Annotated in this window: 19 protein-coding genes; 13 read left to right on the top strand and 6 right to left on the bottom strand. The window is 56.3% G+C overall.

What is annotated here, in order from left to right; all coding sequences use genetic code 11:
• Window positions 1-246: 246 nt before the first annotated feature.
• From DEU53_RS07065 to DEU53_RS07050, 4 genes are all read right to left on the bottom strand, one after another.
• A complete protein-coding gene (locus tag DEU53_RS07065) occupies window positions 247-1,143 on the bottom strand; it encodes a Dyp-type peroxidase (RefSeq protein ID WP_110866513.1) in 897 nt (298 codons plus the stop codon).
• Window positions 1,144-1,244: 101 nt separating this feature from the next.
• A complete protein-coding gene (locus DEU53_RS07060) occupies window positions 1,245-1,865 on the bottom strand; it encodes an RpoE-regulated lipoprotein (protein WP_110866512.1) in 621 nt (206 codons plus the stop codon).
• A 63-nt stretch (window positions 1,866-1,928) separates the two neighbouring features.
• Entirely contained in the window at window positions 1,929-2,381 is a 453-nt protein-coding gene (locus DEU53_RS07055) for a DUF2919 domain-containing protein (RefSeq protein WP_233501682.1), read from the bottom strand.
• An 8-nt stretch (window positions 2,382-2,389) separates the two neighbouring features.
• Window positions 2,390-2,815 carry a GNAT family acetyltransferase gene (locus DEU53_RS07050; RefSeq protein WP_061717913.1) on the bottom strand — a complete coding sequence of 142 codons (426 nt, stop codon included), beginning with the start codon at window positions 2,813-2,815 and terminating at the stop codon, window positions 2,390-2,392.
• Between the two features lie 211 nt (window positions 2,816-3,026).
• Here DEU53_RS07050 and amiA point away from each other — a divergent pair, with 211 nt between their 5' ends.
• Both amiA and hemF read left to right on the top strand, forming a co-directional pair.
• Window positions 3,027-3,884 (top strand): N-acetylmuramoyl-L-alanine amidase AmiA, encoded by an 858-nt coding sequence (gene amiA, locus DEU53_RS07045; protein ID WP_110866511.1) that lies wholly within the window; start codon window positions 3,027-3,029, stop codon window positions 3,882-3,884.
• Between the two features lie 48 nt (window positions 3,885-3,932).
• Window positions 3,933-4,853, top strand: coding sequence for an oxygen-dependent coproporphyrinogen oxidase (gene hemF / locus DEU53_RS07040; protein ID WP_110866510.1), 921 nt, complete (start codon window positions 3,933-3,935; stop codon window positions 4,851-4,853).
• A 104-nt stretch (window positions 4,854-4,957) separates the two neighbouring features.
• Here hemF and maeB read toward each other — a convergent pair whose 3' ends face one another.
• On the bottom strand, window positions 4,958-7,237 hold the full coding sequence (maeB, locus tag DEU53_RS07035) for an NADP-dependent oxaloacetate-decarboxylating malate dehydrogenase (RefSeq protein ID WP_110866509.1): 2,280 nt from the start codon (window positions 7,235-7,237) through the stop codon (window positions 4,958-4,960).
• Window positions 7,238-7,578: 341 nt separating this feature from the next.
• On the opposite strand from maeB, the gene tal reads away from it, so the two are divergent.
• The 3 genes from tal (at window position 7,579) to ampH (ending at window position 11,924) form a co-directional block, all read left to right on the top strand.
• The gene (gene tal, locus DEU53_RS07030) at window positions 7,579-8,529 is read left to right on the top strand and encodes a transaldolase (protein ID WP_101763551.1); all 951 of its coding nucleotides are present in this window, start codon (window positions 7,579-7,581) and stop codon (window positions 8,527-8,529) included.
• Window positions 8,530-8,598: 69 nt separating this feature from the next.
• Window positions 8,599-10,608: a transketolase gene (gene tkt, locus DEU53_RS07025; protein ID WP_110866508.1), complete on the top strand. Its 2,010-nt coding sequence runs from the start codon at window positions 8,599-8,601 to the stop codon at window positions 10,606-10,608.
• Window positions 10,609-10,754: 146 nt separating this feature from the next.
• Window positions 10,755-11,924, top strand: coding sequence for a D-alanyl-D-alanine-carboxypeptidase/endopeptidase AmpH (gene ampH, locus DEU53_RS07020; RefSeq protein ID WP_101763549.1), 1,170 nt, complete (start codon window positions 10,755-10,757; stop codon window positions 11,922-11,924).
• A 92-nt stretch (window positions 11,925-12,016) separates the two neighbouring features.
• Here ampH and DEU53_RS07015 read toward each other — a convergent pair whose 3' ends face one another.
• Window positions 12,017-13,090, bottom strand: a complete 1,074-nt coding sequence (locus DEU53_RS07015) for a DUF1176 domain-containing protein (protein ID WP_110866507.1) — start codon at window positions 13,088-13,090, stop codon at window positions 12,017-12,019.
• Window positions 13,091-13,578: 488 nt separating this feature from the next.
• Here DEU53_RS07015 and DEU53_RS07010 point away from each other — a divergent pair, with 488 nt between their 5' ends.
• The 8 genes from DEU53_RS07010 to DEU53_RS06975 are packed head-to-tail and all read left to right on the top strand — an operon-like array spanning window position 13,579 to window position 21,505.
• A complete protein-coding gene (locus tag DEU53_RS07010) occupies window positions 13,579-14,409 on the top strand; it encodes a DeoR/GlpR family DNA-binding transcription regulator (protein WP_101763547.1) in 831 nt (276 codons plus the stop codon).
• 12 nt (window positions 14,410-14,421) lie between these two features.
• On the top strand, window positions 14,422-15,405 hold the full coding sequence (locus DEU53_RS07005) for a substrate-binding domain-containing protein (RefSeq protein ID WP_110866506.1): 984 nt from the start codon (window positions 14,422-14,424) through the stop codon (window positions 15,403-15,405).
• Between the two features lie 2 nt (window positions 15,406-15,407).
• Complete coding sequence (locus tag DEU53_RS07000) at window positions 15,408-16,913, top strand: sugar ABC transporter ATP-binding protein (protein ID WP_110866694.1); 1,506 nt, start codon at window positions 15,408-15,410, stop codon at window positions 16,911-16,913.
• Window positions 16,906-17,895 carry an ABC transporter permease gene (locus DEU53_RS06995; RefSeq protein WP_101763545.1) on the top strand — a complete coding sequence of 330 codons (990 nt, stop codon included), beginning with the start codon at window positions 16,906-16,908 and terminating at the stop codon, window positions 17,893-17,895. The genes DEU53_RS07000 and DEU53_RS06995 overlap by 8 nt, the downstream gene beginning before the upstream one ends.
• 16 nt (window positions 17,896-17,911) lie before the next feature.
• Entirely contained in the window at window positions 17,912-18,961 is a 1,050-nt protein-coding gene (locus tag DEU53_RS06990) for an ABC transporter permease (protein ID WP_110866505.1), read from the top strand.
• Window positions 18,961-19,653, top strand: a complete 693-nt coding sequence (gene alsE / locus DEU53_RS06985; protein WP_061717928.1) for a D-allulose 6-phosphate 3-epimerase — start codon at window positions 18,961-18,963, stop codon at window positions 19,651-19,653. Before DEU53_RS06990 ends, alsE begins: the two co-directional genes overlap by 1 nt.
• Window positions 19,650-20,543: an allose kinase gene (gene alsK, locus DEU53_RS06980; protein WP_110866504.1), complete on the top strand. Its 894-nt coding sequence runs from the start codon at window positions 19,650-19,652 to the stop codon at window positions 20,541-20,543. The genes alsE and alsK overlap by 4 nt, the downstream gene beginning before the upstream one ends.
• The gene (locus tag DEU53_RS06975; RefSeq protein WP_101763542.1) at window positions 20,543-21,505 is read left to right on the top strand and encodes a ribokinase; all 963 of its coding nucleotides are present in this window, start codon (window positions 20,543-20,545) and stop codon (window positions 21,503-21,505) included. Before alsK ends, DEU53_RS06975 begins: the two co-directional genes overlap by 1 nt.
• Window positions 21,506-21,511: the final 6 nt, after the last annotated feature.

Genomic DNA, 21,511 nt, shown 5'->3' with positions numbered 1-21,511 from the left:
TAAGCCAATGCCATTAGATGCTGTCAGTGTATTTATAACTCAGGGGAAAGCTGTAACGGTTTTATATATCGTTTAGGGATTTCAAAGTCTAAAAAGGCATAAGACGGCGGGAGAGTTTATGCGGCGAATGGAAATGTAAATCGGCATTAAGCGATTCATTGCGCAATAAATTGCGCCGCGACAAATAAGTGCTGATATCCGTAGCGGCGCGATGAATCGCGCCAGGTTGACCTTAATACATAGAGGTTACAGCGCTTGCAAAGCATCCAGCGACGGCGCAAAAAAGTAGCTGCCGCTAACCGGTTTGGTGAAGCGCAGCATGGCGTCCATTTTGCCGTCGCGCTCGCCGAACATGCTCAGCAATTGCTGCTCGATATTATAGAGACGATGGCAGTAAGAGATGAAGTACAGCCCATGCGTGCCACTGGCGCTGCCGTATGGCAGGCTCTGGCGCAGAATCTTCAGCCCTTTGCCCTCTTCTTTAAGATCGACACGGCTGAGATGCGATGTCGCAGGACGCTGATCGCCCGGCAACTCTTCATCCGTCTCTTTAGTACGGCCAATAATTGCTTCCTGCTTCTCCACCGCCATGCGGTTCCACAGCTTAAGGTTGTGCTCCCAGCGCTGGGTAAACACATAGCTGCCGCCCGCATCCGCGCCTGCGCTGATAATCGCTACCTCCTTGCGCGCTTCGCCCTGCGGATTTTCCGTGCCATCAACGAAGCCCGACAGATCGCGATCTTCAATCCAGCGGAAACCGTGCGTCTCTTCTTCGATATTGACCGCAGCGGCAAAGGCGCTAAGTGCCGCCTGAGCCAGCGTGAAGTTCACGTCGTGTCGTTGAGATTGAATATGGATCAGCAAATCGCGCTGCGTGGCAGGCGCAATGCCGTTACCAAGCGCGGCGAAAGCTTTGAGTTCAGGTGCAGAAGCGTTGCCTTGCAGATCGCGCCACAGCGCATCACCAAAGGCGATCACCGCGCCCAATCCGGCATCACTGAATTGCGTCTGCAGCGCTTCAAGCTGCTGTAAGAAGAATTTGCTACCCTGGCGCAACGCGTCAAGATCGCCCGTGACGCGGGCTTCGAGCCAAATGGCGAAACGGCGGTGCTCCAACAGGATCCCGCTCTGAAACTGAGACATTGCTATGCTCTCCGGCATGATGGTTAGACGATATTTTTTCGCCCGCATCATACCGGAAAGCCACACTTTTTGAGCGGGTTTTTAAGCAAGTTTTATCTGGTTTAACGCTGCCAAACGATCTTGCTGATTTTCCAGCTTTTCAGGGTATCGTCCGACGGCATCAAGCCTTCCGGACCATGCCATTCACCGCTGTAAATGTAGGAGATGTGCTGGCTGCCCGGCGCACGGCACTCAACATCGCGTGCATCAAGACCGGTGGCCATTTTGCAGTTGTTAAAGGCTTTGCTGAACATGTCGCTGAACAGATTGCCGATCTTGCTGCCGTCCGCCGCTTTGGCATCGGCATCCTGCACTTCAATGCGCTCCACGCTGCTGCTGCCGTTAATCACCAATTTAACGTTGTCGCCATCCAGCGCCTGCCAGAAATCCACCACCTGACCATTCTGCGTGCGCATGCCCTGACGCAATTTGTAATCGCCGTTCAGCGCTTTATGGATGGCGTCTTCCGACATTGAGGTGGTGCTCGTCAGGCCCGCAACGCCTTGCTCGGTGACCTCCAGCGATCCACCAAACCAGCCGAGTGGATTGAGCGCCGACCAGTGATAGCTAAGCGGATTGTACCAATGGCTTTCGCTATCGCTCGCGCTGCCAGAGGAACCCGAACTGGCGCAGCCGGCCAGAACCATGCTGCTAACCAGCAGTGCGTGACGAACAACTTTCATGAAAACTCCTTGATCTGCTAAGCCGATTGGCGTGCCTGTTGGAGTCACAAACCGGCAAAAAGTTTATTCGACCTGCTGATGTTCCGGCAGAAAGCAGTCGCGCAGGCGAGGTTGCGTTTGCAGCCAGAACAACGCCAGCAGGTCAAATAGCGTCAATAACAGCGGCAGCGGCGAGTCGGGAAAGGCGCCTTGCAGCAGGCTGGAACCCTGCCACAGCAGGCTGACAAGGAGCGATGCGCTCAATACATGACGCCAGCTTTGCCACAGGCGCGGCCAGCGCTGGCGATAGCCGGTCAGCAATAAGCCGATAGCCGCCGGAATGCCTAACGCCAGCCCCAGCCAGAAGCTTTGGCGGTCGGGATAGAACAGCGCCAGCAAATCATTGCCCTGCTGGCGTGATGCGCCCGCCATCACCAGCAGCAGCCAGGTGCGCGCCTGCAATAACAGGATCAGCCAGAAAAGAAACGGCAGCCGCAGCTGCCCTTTCGCATCGTACTCTTCGGGAAGGTATTTCAAACCGACTCTCAATACTCGCGATCTTCAATCAAACGCTTGCCCAGCAGCAGCGAGTCCACCGGCTCGTATTCGAGCTTTTCGTAAAACGCCACCACCTGATCGTTCTCTTCGCGCACCATCAAATTGATTTTTGGGCAACCGCGCGCAATCAGCTTCTTCTCAAGACGATTCATCAACGCATTGGCAAAGCCACGGCCCTGATAATCAGGATGCACCGCCAGATAGTAGACGGAGCCGCGATGGCCGTCGTAGCCGCCCATCACCGTACCGACCACTTCGCCACCGACTTCCGCGACCAGAAACAGTTCCGCGTCGTGGTTCATTTTGCGTTCAATGTCCAGCTCCGGATCGTTCCATGGGCGTAACAAATCGCAACGCTCCCAGAGCGTGATCACTTCTTCAAAATCTTCCTGGCGGAAAGAACGGATTTCCATCGACGTTATCCTGCTGTTAGGCACAATTCGCTGATTATCACGCATTCTTTGCCAGGCGCAACCCTCACGCGTGACAACGGAGCAAAAAAAGCGCGACATCGCTGTTAGTCTGTTGCAATAGAAAGTAAACACTTGAAATAGTTGCGAGGTCGCCGCCTGGCAATTGTTACGCTATAACACGGGGCAGGATTTACCTGCCATGGACCCGTAAATGATGAAGATTTCACTGCTTAAGCGCCTTACCAATCGTCGCCAACTGATACTTTCCGGTTTAGCGCTGGCGGTGTTGTCACCGCGTGCGGTGCAGGCCAAAGAACAGAACAGCGATTTGCGCGTTAGTCCGCGTCATACGCCACCGAAACCCGCCAGCAACGGCAAACGCATCGTGATGATCGATCCCGGCCACGGCGGCATCGATTCCGGCGCCGTCGGCGAAGAGGGTTCGGAAGAGAAACACATTGTGCTGGCGATCGCCAATACCGTGAAGACGCTGCTGCAATCGCATCCACGCATCGAAGTGCGCCTGACGCGCGACAGCGACCACTTTATTCCGCTCTATCAGCGCGTCGAAATCGCCCACCAGCATGGCGCTAACCTGTTTATGTCGATTCACGCCGATGGCTACACCAGCCCGGATGCTAACGGCGCATCGGTTTTTGCCCTTTCCAATCGCGGTGCCAGCAGCGCGATGGCGCGATACCTTTCGCAGCGTGAAAACGATGCAGACAAAGTGGGCGGTGCTGAGGTGCAGGATAAAGATCATTACCTCAACCAGATTCTGTTCGATCTGGTGCAGACCGATACCATTCGCAACAGCCTGACGCTGGGTAAACACGTCCTCGATCAGATTCGCCCGGTGCATCATCTGCACAGCCAGCACACCGAACAGGCCGCGTTTGCGGTGCTGAAATCGCCGTCGATTCCTTCGGTGCTGGTGGAAACCTCCTTTATTACCAATCCGCGTGAAGAGCAGCTGCTTGGCACGCAGGCGTTCCGCCAGAAAATTGCCAGCGCCATTGCCGACGGCATCACCCGCTACTTCGATGAGGTCGATCGTCGCGAAGCATAGCCTTCATCCTGTGGTAGAATCGCGGCAAATTTCCGGAACGAGTGACTGATGAGCAATCCCGATATTTCCCGCGTCAAAGCCTTTTTGCTGGCGCTGCAAGATGATATTTGCGCCCAATTAGCGGCGGAAGATGGCAAGGCGAGCTTTGCCGAAGATGAGTGGCAACGTCCCGGCGGTGGCGGCGGACGCAGTCGCGTATTGCGTGATGGCGCGGTGTTTGAACAAGCCGGCGTTAACTTCTCGCACGTGCATGGCGATCAAATGCCCGCGTCCGCCACCGCGCATCGTCCTGAACTGGCCGGGCGCAGCTTTGAAGCGATGGGCGTATCGCTGGTGGTGCATCCATCCAATCCTTATGTGCCCACCAGCCACGCCAACGTGCGCTTCTTTATTGCGGAAAAACCGGGCGCCGATCCGGTGTGGTGGTTTGGTGGCGGTTTCGATCTTACGCCCTATTACGGCTTCGAAGAGGATGCGCTGCACTGGCATCAAACCGCGCACGATCTATGCCAGCCGTTTGGTGAGGAGGTTTATTCGCGCTACAAAAAGTGGTGCGACGATTACTTCTACCTCAAGCATCGCGACGAGCAGCGCGGTATCGGCGGTCTGTTTTATGACGACCTGAACACGCCCGATTTCGATTACTGCTTCGATTTTATGCAGGCAGTCGGCAACGGTTTTGCCAACGCCTACCTGCCGATTGTGGCGAAGCGCAAAACGCTGCCGTGGGGCGATCGCGAGCGCCAGTTCCAGCTCTATCGTCGTGGTCGCTACGTCGAGTTCAATCTGGTGTGGGATCGCGGCACGCTGTTTGGGCTGCAAACCGGCGGCCGCACCGAATCCATTTTGATGTCGATGCCACCGCTGGTGCGCTGGGAATACGATTATCAGCCAGAAGCCGATTCCCCCGAAGCCGCCTTGTACCGCGATTTCCTGCCAGTCAAAGATTGGTTGAAGCTACATAATTAACCAACCGCACACCCCGTAGCGGCGCGATTTATCGCGCAATGAATGGCGCCGCGACAAGGTGTGCAGAATTTCATTGCGGCGCAACTCATTCGCCAATCAAGTCGTTACAACGGCTCGGTCTGCGCCTCCACCACCGCTAACGCCACCATATTCACGATGCGCCGCACCGAGGCGATACGCGTCAACACATGCACCGGCTTGCTGATCCCCATCAACACCGGTCCCACCGTGACACCTTCGGAGCAGGAGACGCGCAGCAGGTTATAGCTGATACGCGCCGCTTCGACGTTCGGCATAATCAGCAAATTCGCGGTGCCTTTCAGCGGGCTGTCCGGCATCAGTTCACGGCGAATGCTCTCGACCAGCGCCGCATCACCGTGCATTTCGCCGTCAATCTCCAGATCCGGGGCGCGTTGCTGAATCAACGCGAGTACGTCGCGCATTTTGCGCGCGCCCGGCGCATTTGAGGTGCCAAAGCTGGAGTGCGACAGCATCGCCACGCGCGGTTCAATGCCGAAGCGTCGCACCGTTTCCGCCGCCAGCAGCGTGATATCCGCCAGCTGTTCTGCGCTGGGATCTTCATTAACGTAGGTGTCAGCTATAAAGGTATTGCCGCTCGGCAATAGCAGCGCATTCATCGCGCCCGCCACCTTCACGTCCTCTCGCAGCCCAAACACTTTCTCCACCACATCATAATGTTCCTGATAATCGCCGATGGTGCCGCAGATCAGCGCATCGGCTTCACCGCGATGCACCATGATCGCGCCAATCAGCGTGGGATTGCCGATCACCGCGCGCTGGGCAGTTTCCGGCGTCACGCCGCGCCGTTTCATGATCTGGTAATACTCATTCCAGTACTCTTTAAAACGTGGATCGGATTCGTTATTGACGATCTCAAAATCTTTGCCCGCCTCGATCTTCAAACCCTGCTTTTGCAGACGCATAGCGATTACATTCGGCCGGCCAATCAGAATCGGCTTCGCCAGCCCTAACGTCACCAGCTCCTGCGTGGCGTGCAGCACGCGCACCTCTTCGCCTTCTGCCAGCACCACGCGTTTGGGATCTCTACGCGCCTGCGAAAAGATTGGCTTCATAAACAGGTTGGTTTTATAGACGAACTCGGTGAGCTGCTCACGATAAGCATCAAAATCCTCAATCGGTCGCGTGGCGACGCCGGATTCCATCGCCGCTTTCGCCACCGCGGGCGCAATCTGCACGATTAAACGCGGATCAAACGGTTTGGGGATCAGGTATTCCGGGCCGAAACTCAGATCCTGATCGTCATACGCCGACGCCACCACATCGCTCTGTTCCGCCTGCGCCAGCGCCGCAATCGCGTGCACCGCCGCCAGCTTCATCTCTTCATTGATCGCCGTGGCACCCACGTCCAGCGCGCCACGGAAGATAAACGGGAAGCACAACACGTTGTTCACCTGATTGGGGAAATCAGAGCGCCCGGTGCAGATAATCGCGTCGGGCCGCACCTGTTTGGCCAGCGGCGGCATGATTTCCGGTTCGGGATTGGCCAGCGCCAGAATCAGCGGATCCTGCGCCATCTTCTGCACCATCTCCGGCGTCAGCGCTTTGGGGCCGGAACAGCCAAGGAAAATATCCGCGCCGCCAATTACCTCGTCCAGCGTGCGTGCGCCGCTGTCGGCCACCGCATAGGCCGCTTTGGTCGGCGTCATATTCAGCTCGCGATCGCGATAGATCACCCCTTTGGAATCGCACACCACAATGTTGTGCTGCTGCATGCCGAGCGCTACCAGCAGATTCAGGCAGGCAATCGCCGAAGCCCCTGCGCCGGAAACCACCAGCCGCACCTCGCTGATGGCTTTTTTAACGATGGTTAAGCCGTTGAGCACCGCCGCGGTACAGATGATCGCCGTGCCGTGCTGATCGTCGTGGAATACCGGGATCTGCATGCGCTCACGCAGCTGTTGCTCAATATAGAAACACTCGGGCGCTTTGATATCTTCCAGATTGATGCCACCAAAAGTGGGTTCCAGCGCGGCAATCACCTCAATCAACTTATCGGGATCGCGCTCATCGATTTCGATATCAAACACGTCAATGCCGGCGAACTTTTTGAACAGCACGCCCTTGCCTTCCATCACCGGCTTACTCGCCAGCGCGCCAATGTTACCCAGCCCCAGCACCGCGGTGCCGTTGGAGATCACCGCCACCAGATTGCCACGCGCGGTGTATTTGCGCGCCGCCAGCGGATCGGCGGCAATTTCCAGACAAGGCGCAGCGACGCCGGGCGAATAGGCCAGCGCCAGATCGCGCTGCGTGGCTAACGGTTTGGTGGGTGAAACCTGAATTTTTCCGGGCGTGGGAAATTGATGAAAATCGAGCGCGCTTTGCTTGAGTTGATCGTCCATTGGGCATCCTTTGGCATCGCTAAATAGGCATTCAGTATAGGAATGTGCGGCACAAAAGAGGGTGAAGGCGCTCAAAGAACGCACAGACTGAAAGGCACGGATTGCCACCGCTTCGCCTGCGGGATCGGCACAGCCTGCTATCCTTATTGATGGCAAAAAGCGTAGCTGAACCGTTTAGGCCAGTCCTCCTTTCACTATCGCACCTCTTAAGCGCCACGACGCCACAATCAGAGAAAACGCATTTTCTTCGTGTAACGTCTGTAGCACTGTGTTGGACCAATACTTAACAGGAATGGGTGCAACACCTTTGCCCACATTATTGCTAATCAAGGAGTTAAGTGATGAACCAGCTAGATGCATTGAAACAATACACCACCGTGGTGGCGGACAGCGGCGATATCGAATCCATTCGCCATTACAATCCAGAAGACGCGACCACCAACCCCTCATTGATTCTGAAAGCCGCCGGTCTTGAGGGTTATAAACATCTGATTGATGACGCCATCGACTACGCGAAAAAACAGGGCGGCAGCAAAGAGACGCAAATCATCAACGCCAGCGACAAAGTGGCGATCAACCTCGGTATGGAAATTCTGAAAAGCATACCGGGCCGTGTTTCGACCGAAGTGGATGCGCGCCTCTCCTTCGATCGTGGCATGTGTGTCACCAAAGCCGAGAAGCTGGTGCGTCTGTACGAAGAGCACGGCATCGACCGCTCACGCATTCTGATCAAACTGGCGTCAACCTGGGAAGGCATCAAAGCCGCCGAGGAGCTGGAGAAAAACGGCATTCAGTGCAACCTGACGCTGCTGTTCTCCTTCGCTCAGGCGCGTGCCTGTGCCGAAGCCGGTGTGTTCCTGATCTCGCCATTTGTTGGCCGTATTTACGACTGGTACAATACCCGCAAACCGATGGATCCGTATGTGGTTGATGAAGATCCGGGCGTGAAATCTGTGCGCCGTATCTACGATTACTACAAGAAGCACCGTTACAGCACCGTCATCATGGGCGCCAGCTTCCGCAAAGTGGAACAGATTCAGGCGCTGGCCGGCTGTGACCGTTTGACCATTTCCCCTAACCTGCTGGAAGAGCTGGCCAACAGCGACGCGCCGCTGGAGCGTAAGCTGGAGCCATCAACCGAAGGTTTCCATCAGCCGGCTTCACTTTCTGAAGCGGAATTCCGCTGGGAACACAATCAGGATCCGATGGCGGTAGAAAAACTGTCAGACGGCATTCGTCAGTTCGCCGTCGACCAGCAGAAGCTGGAAGACGTGCTCTCTTCTCGTCTGTAATCCGCACTCACTCTTATGGCGGATGGGCATTGGCTCATCCGCTATCGCCAAATCACAAGGGAGAACCTTATGTCTTCACGCAGAGAGTTGGCTAACGCAATTCGTGCACTCAGCATGGATGCGGTACAAAAAGCAAATTCCGGGCACCCAGGTATGCCGATGGGCATGGCAGATATCGCCGAAGTGTTATGGCGCGATGTGTTGAAACACAATCCCAACAATCCGGCGTGGGCCGATCGTGACCGCTTTATTCTTTCCAACGGTCACGGCTCGATGCTGCTCTACAGCCTGCTGCATCTCACCGGCTACGACTTGCCGATGGAAGAGTTGAAAAACTTCCGTCAGCTGCACTCTAAAACGCCGGGGCATCCCGAACTCGGTTACACGCCAGGCGTGGAAACCACCACCGGTCCGCTCGGCCAGGGCCTGGCCAACGCGGTAGGTTTAGCGATTGCCGAACGCACGCTGGCGGCGCAGTTTAACCGTCCCGGCCACGACATCGTCGATCACCACACCTACGTGTTTATGGGCGATGGCTGTTTGATGGAAGGCATCTCGCACGAAGTGAGCTCGCTGGCCGGTACGCTCGGTCTCGGCAAACTGATTGGCTTCTACGATCACAACGGCATCTCCATCGATGGTGAAACCGAAGGCTGGTTCACCGACGACACGCACAAACGTTTCGAAGCCTACAACTGGCACGTCATCGGTAGCGCAGAAGGTATCGACGGCCATGATTCGGCAGCGATCGCTGCGGCGATTAAAGAGGCGCAAAGCGTTACCGACAAGCCGTCACTGATTATCTGTCGCACCACTATCGGTTTCGGCTCGCCGAACAAAGCCGGTAAAGAGGAGTCGCACGGCGCGGCGCTGGGCGAAGAAGAAGTGGCGTTGACGCGGCAGAAACTGGGCTGGCACTATCCGCCGTTTGAGATCCCGAAAGAGATTTATCAGCAGTGGGATGCCAAAGAAGCGGGCGCGCAGCGCGAGAAATCCTGGGATGATAAGTTTGCCGCTTATAAAGAGGCACACCCCGAGTTGGCGCAGGAGTTTACCCGTCGTCTGAGCGGTGAAATGCCGGCTAACTGGAGTAGCGAAGTGCAGAAGTTTGTTGAAGAGCTGCAGGCTAATCCACAGAAAATCGCCAGCCGTAAAGCCTCACAAAATACGCTGGAAGTGTTTGGCAAGCTGCTGCCGGAATTCCTCGGCGGCTCAGCGGATCTGGCACCCAGTAACCTCACCATCTGGTCGGGCTCAAAATCGATCAAAGAGGATAGTGCCGGTAACTACATTCACTACGGCGTACGTGAATTTGGTATGACGGCGATCGGCAACGGCATCGCGCATCACGGCGGCTTCGTGCCATACACCGCTACCTTCCTGATGTTCGTCGAGTACGCGCGTAATGCGGTGCGCATGGCGGCGCTGATGAAGGCGCGTCAGGTGCTGGTCTATACGCATGACTCCATCGGCCTCGGCGAAGATGGTCCGACACACCAGCCAGTTGAGCAGATTGCCAGCCTGCGCGTTACGCCAAACATGAGTGTGTGGCGTCCGTGCGATCAGGTGGAAACCGCCGTGGCGTGGCAAGCCGCCGTTGAGCGCCATCATGGGCCAACCGCGCTGATCCTGTCGCGTCAGAACCTGCTGCAGCCAGAGCGTAGCAAAGAGCAGGTGGCGAATATTGCGCGCGGTGGCTATGTGCTGCAGGACAGCAACGGCACGCCGGATGCGATCATCATCGCCACCGGTTCGGAGATTGAAATCGCGCTGGGCGCGGCAGATAAACTCACCGCTGCTGGCCACAAGATTCGCGTGGTTTCGCTGCCGAGCACCGACGTGTTTGATAAGCAGGACGTTGCGTATCGCGAATCGGTGCTGCCATCCGGCGTGAAAGCGCGCGTGGCGGTCGAAGCCGGTATTGCTGATTACTGGTACAAGTATGTTGGTCTGGATGGCGCGATTGTCGGTATGACCACCTTTGGTGAGTCAGCCCCCGCCGGCAAACTGTTCCCGGAATTCGGTTTCACCGTCGAGAACATCGTCAGCCATACTGAAGCTTTACTCAAGCCGCACTAATCGATCTGGCCCTGCGTCTTTTTGGCGTAAGGGCCATTTTTTGATCACAGCCTGAAACAGAAAAAAATCCGCCCTGCCCCCTTCACGCCTCGCGCAAACTGATTACTATAAGCTTTCCTCCGATTCTTATAGCGGACGCTTTCCCGTTGAAAAAACGTACTCCTTTTTTACTGGCCTTAATGGTTACAGTGCTTCCATTAAAAAGCATGGCGCAGTCGTCGCCCGATCCGCTGTTGGCATCGCAAATTGTTGATCGCTACGCCGAGCACATTTTCTATGGCAGCGGCGCAACCGGCATGGCGCTGGTGGCGATTGATGGCAATCAGCGGGTTTTCGCCAGCTTTGGTGATACGCGCCCCGGCAACAACGTGCGTCCGCAGCCCGATTCGGTGATTCGTATTGCCTCGCTCAGCAAGCTGATGACCAGCGAAGTGATGGTGAAGATGGCCGAACGCGGTCAACTGCGTCTTGACGATCCGCTCAGCAAATACGCGCCGCCTGGCGCGCGCGTGCCAAGCTATAACGGCCAGCCGATTCGCCTGATTAACCTCTCCACCCACACCAGCGGCCTGCCGCGCGAGCAGCCCGGCGGTAAACCGCATCGTCCGGTGTTTGTCTGGCCGACCAAGTCCGATCGCTGGCAGTGGCTGAGCGGAGCGGCATTAAAGGCCGCGCCAGGCACCAATGCCGCCTATTCCAACCTGGGCTTTGATCTGCTGAGCGATGCGCTCGCCAAAGCGGCGGGCATGCCCTATCCAGCACTGTTCCAGCAGTTGATAACGCGTCCGCTGGGCATGAAAGACACCACCTTTACGCCGTCACCGGATCAGTGTCAGCGTCTGATGATTGCCGAGAAAGGTGCCAGTCCGTGTAACAACACGCTTGCGGCCATCGGTAGCGGCGGCGTTTACTCAACGCCAGACGATATGGGCCGCTGGATGCAGCAGTTCCTTAACTCGGCGGTGAATCACCGCACGCCGCAAATTGATCGCCTGCAAACGCTGATTTATCGTCGTGACCAGCTAACCAAAGTGGAAGGCATGGATGTGCCGGGCCGCGCCGATGCGCTGGGCATGGGTTGGGTCTATATGGGGCCAAAGGAAGGTCGTCCGGGGATTATTCAGAAAACCGGCGGTGGCGGCGGCTTCATTACCTATATGGCGATGGTGCCGCAGCACAACGTCGGCGTGTTTGTGGTGGTGACTCGCTCGCCGTTAACGCGTTTCACCCCGATGAGCGATGGCGTGAATAATATGCTGACCGAGCTGGTGGGCAATCAATCGGGTTCACCGATGACGGTGCAAGCCATCCGCTAACTGGGTTGTGGTGCAGGCTGTAGCGGCGCAATTCATTGCGCGATAAATCGCGCCGCTACGGAATGTGCAATGATTTAATGCTGCACGTGGTATTAACGCGACTGCGCCGGATTTTGCGATTCAGTGACCCAGAGTGTTGGCCAATCCTCACTGCTGTGCCACGCATCGCAGGTCTTCTCTTCCGCATACTCCGCCAGCACAAACTCGTTGCCGTCATACTGCCAGCGCGTTGCCACGCCGCAATCCCCCAAACCACGTCCTTTACTGAAGGTGTAGAGCAATCCATGGCTGGCATCAAATTCCGCGTTCACCAACTCCAGCTGATTATCTCCGCGTGACGGCGGCGTAAACGGCAGCGTTAAGCTCAGACCGCGCGATACATAAGGCTGCGTGCGCGTCACTTCAAAGGCCAGATCGATCACGTTATACGCACCGGTTTCGCAGCTGATCAGCAGTAGCGCTTTGCTGTCGGTCAGCGGCGACACGCTCACTTCACGCCGCAGTGGATCGAGCGAGCAGTTATCGGTATTCACCCGCCAGGTACCAAAATCAATTAAACCGCTGGTCTCTTCCTGCGTCAGCGGCGGCGGCGGCGGTAATGGCGAAGGTAACGCCGGCAACGCTGGCTGCGGCGGTACATCCCACTGCACGCGGTCGCCACGCTTCACCCAGGCGCTGGCACCGTTGACGCGGCCCTGCACGTCATCCATCAACAGTAATGCCGCCTTCATGCCGCTAAGCGGAATGGTGGCGTTGGCTTTATAGGTCAGCTGCAGATTTTGCGCATCCAGCGTCTGCGCCAGAAACTCGTCGATGGCGATAGCATTACTGGTCGCCAGATGATGCGGTTCCACCGTCCAGTGTTTAAGGTCTGGTGTGAGACGGCGTTGATCGAGTAGCAGGTTATCCTTGAGCGGGCCGCCCGGCAGCTCACCGCTGTAGGCGCTGCCGTAATCAATACGCAGCAAGGGACGATCGTTGACGCCAGCATGACGTGAGAGCGTCATTACTAAGCCGTTGTCACCGGGAAAACTGCGTGCCACGCAAAAAGCCGCGTTGTTACAGGTCAGTTGCCAGTCGGAAAATGACTTTTGCAGTGGCTGAGCCTGAACGCACGCGACAAAAAGAAAGGGCAATAAAAGCAGTAACTTCATCCAATACGACATCAAAAAATCGGTCCCCAAATTCCTGGAAAGAAAATAATAGCGCAACGGGAACGCTGTCAGCAGGCCTAAACTGTGAGCCGGCCCTAAAAGCGAGGTTAACCGCTGAAAAAGCCGTCACCTGTGGCGAACGGGAACTGGATGGGGCAAGCGCTCATCATCCGTTTTGACCGATTACTGCTCAATCGGATTCGTCGGACTCTTGTTAACTCATCACAAAACGGTCAAATACACACAAACGGTCATAAGCGGTCATGTTAGGTTAAATCCATGTTTTGGATTTGCAACGCGCGTAGAACGCGGATTTCGCGCCATTAGGCTTATTTATGTGAGACATATCACTTAATTTTGATAACCAGACATCTCATTTACATATAAGACGGATCCAGATCACTCTAATCAGCCAAGGCGTTTTGGTGACTGTGGACTCGTGCGCAGCCCACACTTTCCAAATGCGCTATCCAGTAATTTATAGCCATCGGAGGTTAGTTATGTTGCCGATTGAAAGACAGCAGCGAATTATTGACGAATTAAATTTAAATGGTCGGGTCATTGTCGCTGAATTAGTCACGTTATGTCAGGTTTCACAAGAAACTATTCGGCGTGATTTAACGCAGCTGGAGAAACGTGGTCTGTTACAACGCAGTCACGGTGGTGCGGTACCAGCAAAACGACAGGCCGCCAACATTCAGGGAAATACGCGAGGTGTTAACGAGTATGAATTATCTTTCCGCCAGAGAGTCAATGAACATGTTGATGCAAAAATGGCTATTGCCAAACGCGCACTCGATTTCATTAGCCCCGGCGATTGTATATTACTCGATAGCAGCACCACTTGCTGGTATTTAGCGCGACAGCTGCCGGATATTGAATTAACGGTATTAACCAATTCCATCAGGATTGTACAAACCCTTGCGGCGCGCGGCAGCATCCGCACCATCTGTCTGGGGGGAGAATATTCTGACCGTTATGAAGATTTCCACGGCGTCGTCGCCGAGCAACCGCTCAGGGAATTTCAGATCAATAAGATCTTTTTCTCCTGTAGCAGTTTAGGCAATGACGGTTATTTACGTGAAGGTAACGAAAACAACGCACATTTAAAACAGCAAATGTTATTAGCAGCGGAAAGAAAACATCTGCTGCTGGACGGAAGTAAATTCCTGCGGCCCTCATTCGCGCGTATTTGTCATTATCGCGATGTGGACTTTCTCATTACTGACCAATTAAAAGACAAAGAGCTGGAACAAGAATTAGCGTGGAACGGCGTCAATATTATTGATTGCTCCCAGCGCAGCCATTCTATGCAGCTAATAAAAAATTAAATCGGAGTCTTTATGAAAAAACATCTTATCGCCTGTTCTCTGCTCGCCCTGTTTGCCGCCTCCGGCGCGCAGGCTGCTGACAAATTACGCATGGGCATCGTGGTGAAAATTGGCGGTATTCCGTGGTTCAACGCCATGGAAGCGGGCATCAAGAGTGAAGCGGCGAAACGCGGCATTGACGCGTGGATGGTGGGACCAACGGCGGCCGATCCGGCTCTGCAGGTGCGCGCTATCGAAGATTTGATTGCCCAGAAGGTCGACATCATTGGCGTGGTGCCAAATGACCCGAAAGTGCTGGAACCGGTGCTGAAGCGCGCCCGTGATGCCGGTATTGAAGTGATCACCCACGAATCGCCGGATCAGAAAGGCGCTAACTGGGACTTCGAACTGGTGGATGCGCCGACGCACGGCATCAACCATATGAAAGCGCTGGCGAAATGCATGCATGAAGAGGGCAAATACGCCATGTACGTCGGCAGCCTGACCGTGCCGCTGCACCAGCAGTGGACCGACGCAGCGCTGAATTATCAGAAAGAACACTATCCGAAGATGCAGATGGTCACCGACAAGTTTGGCGTCGGCGAATCGCTGGATGACTCGATTCGCACCACTAACGAACTGATGTCCAAATATCCGGATTTGAAAGGGATTATGGCCTTTGGTTCACAAGGTCCGATTGGCGCCGGTCGCGCGGTGATGAACCGTAACAAGATCGATCAGGTCTGCGTAATTGGCGCCTTTAGTCCTGGCCAGGGCGCATCGCTGGTGCAGCGTGGCGCGATCAAAGGCGGCTACATCTGGAATCCACAAACCGCAGGCGAAGTGTTCGTGCGTATCGCCGACATGATGCAGAAGAAAGAGCCAATCACCGACGGAATGACCATCGAGGGTTTGGGCAAAGTGAAAGTTGACGAGGCGACCCACACCATCCTCGGCAACAACACCGAAAGCCTGGACAAAGAGAACCTGCCAAAACTGGTGAAAATGGGGCTGTAATGATGAATGAGGTGATCCCACAGACGCTGATTGCGCTCGACAACTTGTCGAAAACATTTGGTGGCAACCGCGCACTGAGCGATATCTCGCTGACCTTACTGGCTGGCGAAGTGCACTGTCTCGCTGGCACCAACGGCTGTGGCAAGAGCACCTTAATCAAAGTCATTTCCGGGGTGCACGCCCCGGATAGCGGCAGCCGTATCACGCTGGGCGACGGCCCGAGCTTTCCGCGTCTGACCACTCGCCAGGCGCGTGACTTCGGTATCCAGGTGATTTATCAGGATCTGTCGCTGTTCCCCAACCTTAGCGTGGCGGAAAACATCGCCTTCGAGCACAACCTGAATAGCCTGCTCGGCTGGCATCGCAAAGCCAAACTGCGTGAAACTGCGCAGCGCATCATTGATGAACTGAAGTTTGAACTCGATCTCGATGAGAAAGTGGCGTCGCTGTCGATTGCGCAGCGTCAGCAGGTGGCGATCTGCCGCGCGCTGGTCGCCGATGCGCGGCTGGTGATCATGGATGAGCCGACGGCGTCGCTGACGCGCACCGAAGTGAATCAGCTGCTGCGCACCGTGCGTTACCTGAAAGACAAAAACATCTGCGTGGTGTTTGTCAGCCATCGACTGGATGAAGTGCTGGAGATCTCAGATCGCGTGACGGTGATCCGCGACGGCCGCAAAATGGGCTGCTGGCCCGCCAAAGCGATGACGCCGCATCATCTGACCGAACTGATGACCGGCCTGAAGCTCGACTATCAGCTGAAAACGCCGACGCGCCATGACGATCGCCTGATCCTCGAAGTCGAAAAACTGACGCGCGCCGGACAATACCATGACGTTAATTTCAAACTCTATCAGGGCGAAGTGCTGGGCCTGTGCGGCCTTTTAGGCTCGGGACGCACCGAACTGGCGCTGTCGCTGTTTGGCATGACCAAACCGGACAGCGGCAAGATCTGGCTCGACAGCAAACCGGTGCGCTTCCGTGGGCACGAAGATGCGATCAAAGCCGGCATCGGCTACGTCTCCGAAGATCGCTTAACCCTGGGTTTAGTGCAGCAACAATCGGTGGCCGACAACATGGTGCTGCCGATCCTCGACAAGCTGCAAAACCGTTTCCACCTGATTGATGAATACCGCAAGAACAAGCTGATCCTGCAGTGGATTCAGCAGCTTGGCGTGCGTGTTGCCGATCCCAATCTGGCCATCTCCACGCTGTCCGGCGGCAACCAGCAGAAAATCGTGCTGGCGAAATGGGTGTTGACCCAGCCGCGCATCCTGATCCTCGATTCGCCCACCGTTGGCGTGGATGTCGGCGCTAAAGCCAGCATCTATCAACTGATTCATCTGCTGGCAAAAGAGGGTTTGTCGATCATCCTGATTTCCGACGAAGTGCCGGAGGTTTGGTACAACTGCGACCGCATCCTGCACTTCCGTGATGGCACCGTTCATGCCGAATACCAACCCGATACCGTTGAGCAACAGCAGCTGGCGGAGGTGATCAATGCCTGATTTTTCTCGTTTACGTCCGAGCTCCAGCCAGGGCTGGCTGGCCTGGGTTTTGCTGGCGTTCATTGTGTTTTTCTCTGCCGCCAGCGATCAGTTCCTGACGGTGCAAAACCTGCTGGATCTGGCAGAAAGCTACGCCGTGACCGGCATCTTTGCCCTCGGCCTGTTTGTGGTGCTGGTGACCGGCGGCATCGATATCTCCTTTGCTGCGGTGGCGTCGGTGGTGCAATACCTGATCGCCTCGCTGTTTGTGCAGTTCCAGTTTGATAACGCCCTGCTCAGCATCCTGCTGGCGGTGGTGTGCGGCACGCTGTTTGGCGTGATCAACGCCCTGCTGATCACCACGCTGCGCGTCGTCTCGATCATCATCACCATCAGCATGCAGTCGCTGCTGTTTGGCCTGTTGATGTGGGTAACCGGCGGCAAAAGCCTCTATTCGCTGCCGGACTGGTGGATCACGCTGCGCAGCGTGCTGCCATTCACCTGGCAAGGCAACAGCTTCCAGATTGGCTTGCCGCTGGTGACCATGCTGGTGATTGCCGGACTCACCGCGCTGCTGCTGAACAAAACCAATCTCGGTCGCCAACTGTATGCGGTGGGCGGCGATGCGGAATCGGCGCGCCGCATCGGTATTCGCGTCGGTCTGATTCATGTCTTCGCCTATGGCTGGCTGGGTGCCATGGCGGCGATTGGCGGCTTGGTGCAGGTCTATCGCATGGGCGAAGTGGTGCCAAATGCGCTGGTCGGCGGCGAGCTGGATGTGCTGGCCGCCACGGTGCTGGGCGGTGCCAGCCTGATGGGCGGCAAAGGCACGGTGAGCGGCACCTTAATGGGCGTGTTCCTCATCGCCATCCTGAAGAACGGCCTCAACCTGATTGGCGTCTCCAACTACTTCATGAACATCGTGGTGGGCGGCGTAATCATGGTGGCCATCGCCGTGACTCACTACAAAAAACGTAAAGAAACTGATGTCAGTTTCGTCTAACGGGAGCCGCATCAACATGAAATCACTCTCTGCTCTGCGTCCGGACGGCACCAATATCGGCCTGATGCTGTTAATCGCGCTGGCGCTGGCGATCTTTACCGTCATGTTGCCGGGCCGCTTTCTCACTGATTCGACCTTTATGAGCATGGCATTTCAGCTGCCCGAACTGGGCTTGCTGACGCTGGCGATGTTTATCGCCATTCTCAGCGGCGGACTGAATCTGGCAATCATCGCCACCGCCAACCTGACGGCGCTGTTTATCGCCTGGACGCTGATGCGCGCCCTGCCCGCCGATGCGGGAACCGGTATGCAACTGTTGTGGCTGTTCATCGCCATCATCGGCGCGATGCTGATTGCCGCGCTGATTGGCGTGATTACCGGCGTGATGGTAACGCGCATCGGTGCGCACCCGATTCTGGTGACGCTGGCGACCATGATGACGCTGAACGGCATCGGCATCTGGCTGACCAAAGGCGCGGCCGTCAGCGGCATGCCGTCGGTGGTGCAGGCGCTCGGTTCCAACACGCTGCTCGGCGTTCCACTGCCGCTGTGGGTGTTCCTGTTTGCCGCCGCGCTGCTGGCGCTGTTCCTCGGCAAAACCCGCGCCGGTAAATGCATCTACATGGGCGGCAGCAACATCAACGCCACCTGGTTTAGCGGCATCAATACGCATCGCATGGTGATTCTGGTGTACGTCATCTCCAGCCTGCTGTGTGTGTTGGCCGGTTTGATCATGATGGCGCGCTTCAACTCGGCGCGTATGGGTTACGGCGATGCTTATCTGCTGCTGACGGTGCTGGCCATTATCCTCGGCGGCACCGACCCGAATGGCGGATTTGGTCGCGTGACCGGCGTGGTGCTGGCGCTGATCGCCCTGCAAGTGCTCTCCACCGGCTTCAACCTGATGAACATCAGCCAGCACGTTAGCCTGGCAATGTGGGGCGCGGTGCTGATTGTGGTGTTGGCCTTCAAACAATTCAAAACTCGCTTTAACGAACATCGTGCCGTCAAGCTCAGCAAACTGGCGGCGGCGCTTAACCCTTTGACCGAAAAAAAGGAAGTATGATGCGTATTCAAGTCTCCCCGTCGTTGATGTGTATGAATCTGATGGAGATCAAGCACCAGCTCGCCGTGCTGGACTCCCGCGCCGACTTCCTGCATATCGACATTATGGATGGTCACTACGTGAAAAATATCACGCTGTCACCGTTCTTTATTGAGCAGATTCGCCCGTTCACCAAAGTGGCGCTGGATGTGCATTTGATGGTCGAGCAGCCCACCGATTTCATTGAAGTGATTGCCAAAGCGGGTGCCGATTACATCTGCCCGCACGCTGAAACCATCAACCGCGATGCATTCCGGGTGATCAATATGATCCGCAGCTTCGGCAAGAAAGTCGGCGTGGTGCTTAATCCTGCTACGCCGGTCTCCTTTATTCATCACTACATTCATCTGGTGGATAAGATCACCGTGATGACGGTAGACCCAGGCTACGCCGGACAACCGTTTATTCCGGAAATGGTGCAGAAGGTACAGGAGCTGAAAGCGCTGAAGCAGGCCAACGGCTATCAATATCTGATTGAGATCGACGGTTCCTGTAACACCCGCACCTACAACACGCTGGTCGGCGCGGGCGCAGAAGTGCTGATTGTCGGCACCTCCGGCCTGTTCAATATTCACGACGATCTGGAAACCGCCTGGAATATGATGCGCGAAAGCATTGATGAGGCTCAGGGATTGGCGCAGGTATCCGCATGAAAAAATGCTGGCTTGGTATCGACATTGGCGGCACCGGCACACGTCTGCAGCTGATGGAAGCAGGCCGCGTTTGGTCGAGCTTCCGTAAAGTGCCGACGGCCAGCTGGGCGCAGCAGCCTGATGCACTTAACGCGTTGGGCCAGTTAATCAGCGAAACGCTGGAGCAGCAGCCAGTTAGCGGCGTGATGCTCGGGTTACCCGGCATTCTCAGCCGCGACCGCCAGCAGGTGATTTCGCTGCCGTTTATTCAGGCGCTGGACCAGCAACCGGTTGCCGCGCGCCTCACCGAACGCCTTGGCGTACCGGTGGCGATGGACAAAGATGTTAACCATCTGATGCTGTGGGATTTACTGCAGCTGGAGCAGCTGCCAGACAGCGCGGTGGGTTTGTATCCCGGCACCGGCATGGGCAACAGCCTGTGGCTTAACGGCCAGTTTTATCATGGTCAACACGGTGGCGCGGGTGAGCTTGGTCATGTGCCTGTTGCCGGCAACGATCTGCCCTGCCCGTGCGGCAATCGTGGCTGTGCGGAAACCGTGACGTCGGGCCATTGGCTGAGTCGCTGGGCGAGCACCCATGTGCCGGATACCAACATGTCGGCGCTGTTTACCCAGCATCGTGAGCATCCGGAGCTGCAGGCTTTTGTACAGCGGCTGGCGCAACTGATTGCCACCGAGATGAACATCCTCGATCCGGAATACCTGATTCTGGGCGGCGGCGTGCTGGCGATGGCGGACTTCCCGCTGGCACAGCTGCGCAGCCAGATTCAGCAGCATCTTCGTCCACCCGCCACGCGTGAGGGTTTGAAGATCGTGTTTAGCCAATCCACCGACCACACCGGTTGTCGCGGTGCCTGTTTAGCCGCCGAACGTCTGTTCAGGAGTGCATGATGAAAGGAAAAGTGTGTGTGTTTGGCTCGTTCAACCTCGACGTAGTCGCGGTAATGAACCGCTTTCCGATGCCGGGCGAATCGCTCACCGCCCATACCAGCATGATGGGACCGGGCGGCAAAGGCGCGAATCAGGCGACGGCCGCGCTGCGCGCCGGCGCGCGCGTGCACTATATCGGTAAGATTGGTAATGATGACTTCGGCATGTTTGCGCGTCGCCATCTGGAAAAGACCGGTTTCGATGCCATTACCTTGTTTACCTGCAAGGAGAAACCGACCGGCAATGCGCTGATTTATGTCGCCGGGGACGATGCCGAGAACATGATTTCGGTCTATCCCGGCGCGAACACCACCGTAACAGCCGCCGAGGTGACGCGCTGCCAACCCACCGTTGCGGCAGCCGATATTCTGCTGGTGCAGCTGGAGAATAATCTCAGCGCCATTCAGCGCATGATCGACAACGCGCGCGCCGGTGGCACCTTTGTGATTATGAATCCTGCGCCGTGGCAGAAGGTCACCGATGCGCTGCTGGCAAAAGTGGATTTGCTGACGCCTAACAGCACCGAAGCGATGCAGCTGACCGGCGTGAAGGTCACCGACTTCGCCAGCGCGCAGCAAGCCGCAGAGAAGCTGCATCGCAAAGGGGCGCGTCAGGTGATTATTACGTTGGGGGTTTGCGGTGCGTTGCTGTCAGTAGCAGACCAGCCGCCGCTGCGAATTCCGCTGTTCCCGGCTCAGCCGCTGGATACCACCGGCGCGGGCGATGCGTTTAATGGCGCACTGGCGGCGCGGCTGGCTTCCGGCGATGAACTGCCGCAGGCGGCGCTGTTTGCTTCAGCTTATGCTTCGCTGTGTGTGGAACGCTCCGGTGCAGCGCACTCGATGCCTTCGTATGCCGAAGCACTGGCAAGACTGCAGGCGTATCCGCAATGCGTCCCGGAAACGTTGGGAGAGTGTGTGTAAGGCAAG

It is taken from the genome of Pantoea sp. AG1095 (assembly GCF_003208415.1).
GTDB classification, from domain to species: domain Bacteria; phylum Pseudomonadota; class Gammaproteobacteria; order Enterobacterales; family Enterobacteriaceae; genus Pantoea; species Pantoea leporis.
Note: the sequence above shows the minus strand (reverse complement) of the source record. Positions and strands in the feature narration are given on the sequence as shown.

Excerpts from the sequence above, each read along its gene's own strand:
- DEU53_RS06975 (WP_101763542.1), top strand. The coding sequence starts at position 20,543 with ATGAAAGGAAAAGTGTGTGTGTTTGGCTCGTTCAACCTCGACGTAGTC.
- alsK (WP_110866504.1), top strand. The coding sequence starts at position 19,650 with ATGAAAAAATGCTGGCTTGGTATCGACATTGGCGGCACCGGCACACGT.
- DEU53_RS07010 (WP_101763547.1), top strand. The coding sequence starts at position 13,579 with ATGTTGCCGATTGAAAGACAGCAGCGAATTATTGACGAATTAAATTTA.
- tkt (WP_110866508.1), top strand. The coding sequence starts at position 8,599 with ATGTCTTCACGCAGAGAGTTGGCTAACGCAATTCGTGCACTCAGCATG.
- hemF (WP_110866510.1), top strand. The coding sequence starts at position 3,933 with ATGAGCAATCCCGATATTTCCCGCGTCAAAGCCTTTTTGCTGGCGCTG.
- DEU53_RS07015 (WP_110866507.1), bottom strand. The coding sequence starts at position 13,090 with ATGTCGTATTGGATGAAGTTACTGCTTTTATTGCCCTTTCTTTTTGTC.
- DEU53_RS07005 (WP_110866506.1), top strand. The coding sequence starts at position 14,422 with ATGAAAAAACATCTTATCGCCTGTTCTCTGCTCGCCCTGTTTGCCGCC.
- maeB (WP_110866509.1), bottom strand. The coding sequence starts at position 7,237 with ATGGACGATCAACTCAAGCAAAGCGCGCTCGATTTTCATCAATTTCCC.
- DEU53_RS06995 (WP_101763545.1), top strand. The coding sequence starts at position 16,906 with ATGCCTGATTTTTCTCGTTTACGTCCGAGCTCCAGCCAGGGCTGGCTG.
- DEU53_RS06990 (WP_110866505.1), top strand. The coding sequence starts at position 17,912 with ATGAAATCACTCTCTGCTCTGCGTCCGGACGGCACCAATATCGGCCTG.
- amiA (WP_110866511.1), top strand. The coding sequence starts at position 3,027 with ATGATGAAGATTTCACTGCTTAAGCGCCTTACCAATCGTCGCCAACTG.
- tal (WP_101763551.1), top strand. The coding sequence starts at position 7,579 with ATGAACCAGCTAGATGCATTGAAACAATACACCACCGTGGTGGCGGAC.
- DEU53_RS07060 (WP_110866512.1), bottom strand. The coding sequence starts at position 1,865 with ATGAAAGTTGTTCGTCACGCACTGCTGGTTAGCAGCATGGTTCTGGCC.
- alsE (WP_061717928.1), top strand. The coding sequence starts at position 18,961 with ATGCGTATTCAAGTCTCCCCGTCGTTGATGTGTATGAATCTGATGGAG.
- DEU53_RS07050 (WP_061717913.1), bottom strand. The coding sequence starts at position 2,815 with ATGGAAATCCGTTCTTTCCGCCAGGAAGATTTTGAAGAAGTGATCACG.
- DEU53_RS07065 (WP_110866513.1), bottom strand. The coding sequence starts at position 1,143 with ATGTCTCAGTTTCAGAGCGGGATCCTGTTGGAGCACCGCCGTTTCGCC.
- DEU53_RS07000 (WP_110866694.1), top strand. The coding sequence starts at position 15,408 with ATGAATGAGGTGATCCCACAGACGCTGATTGCGCTCGACAACTTGTCG.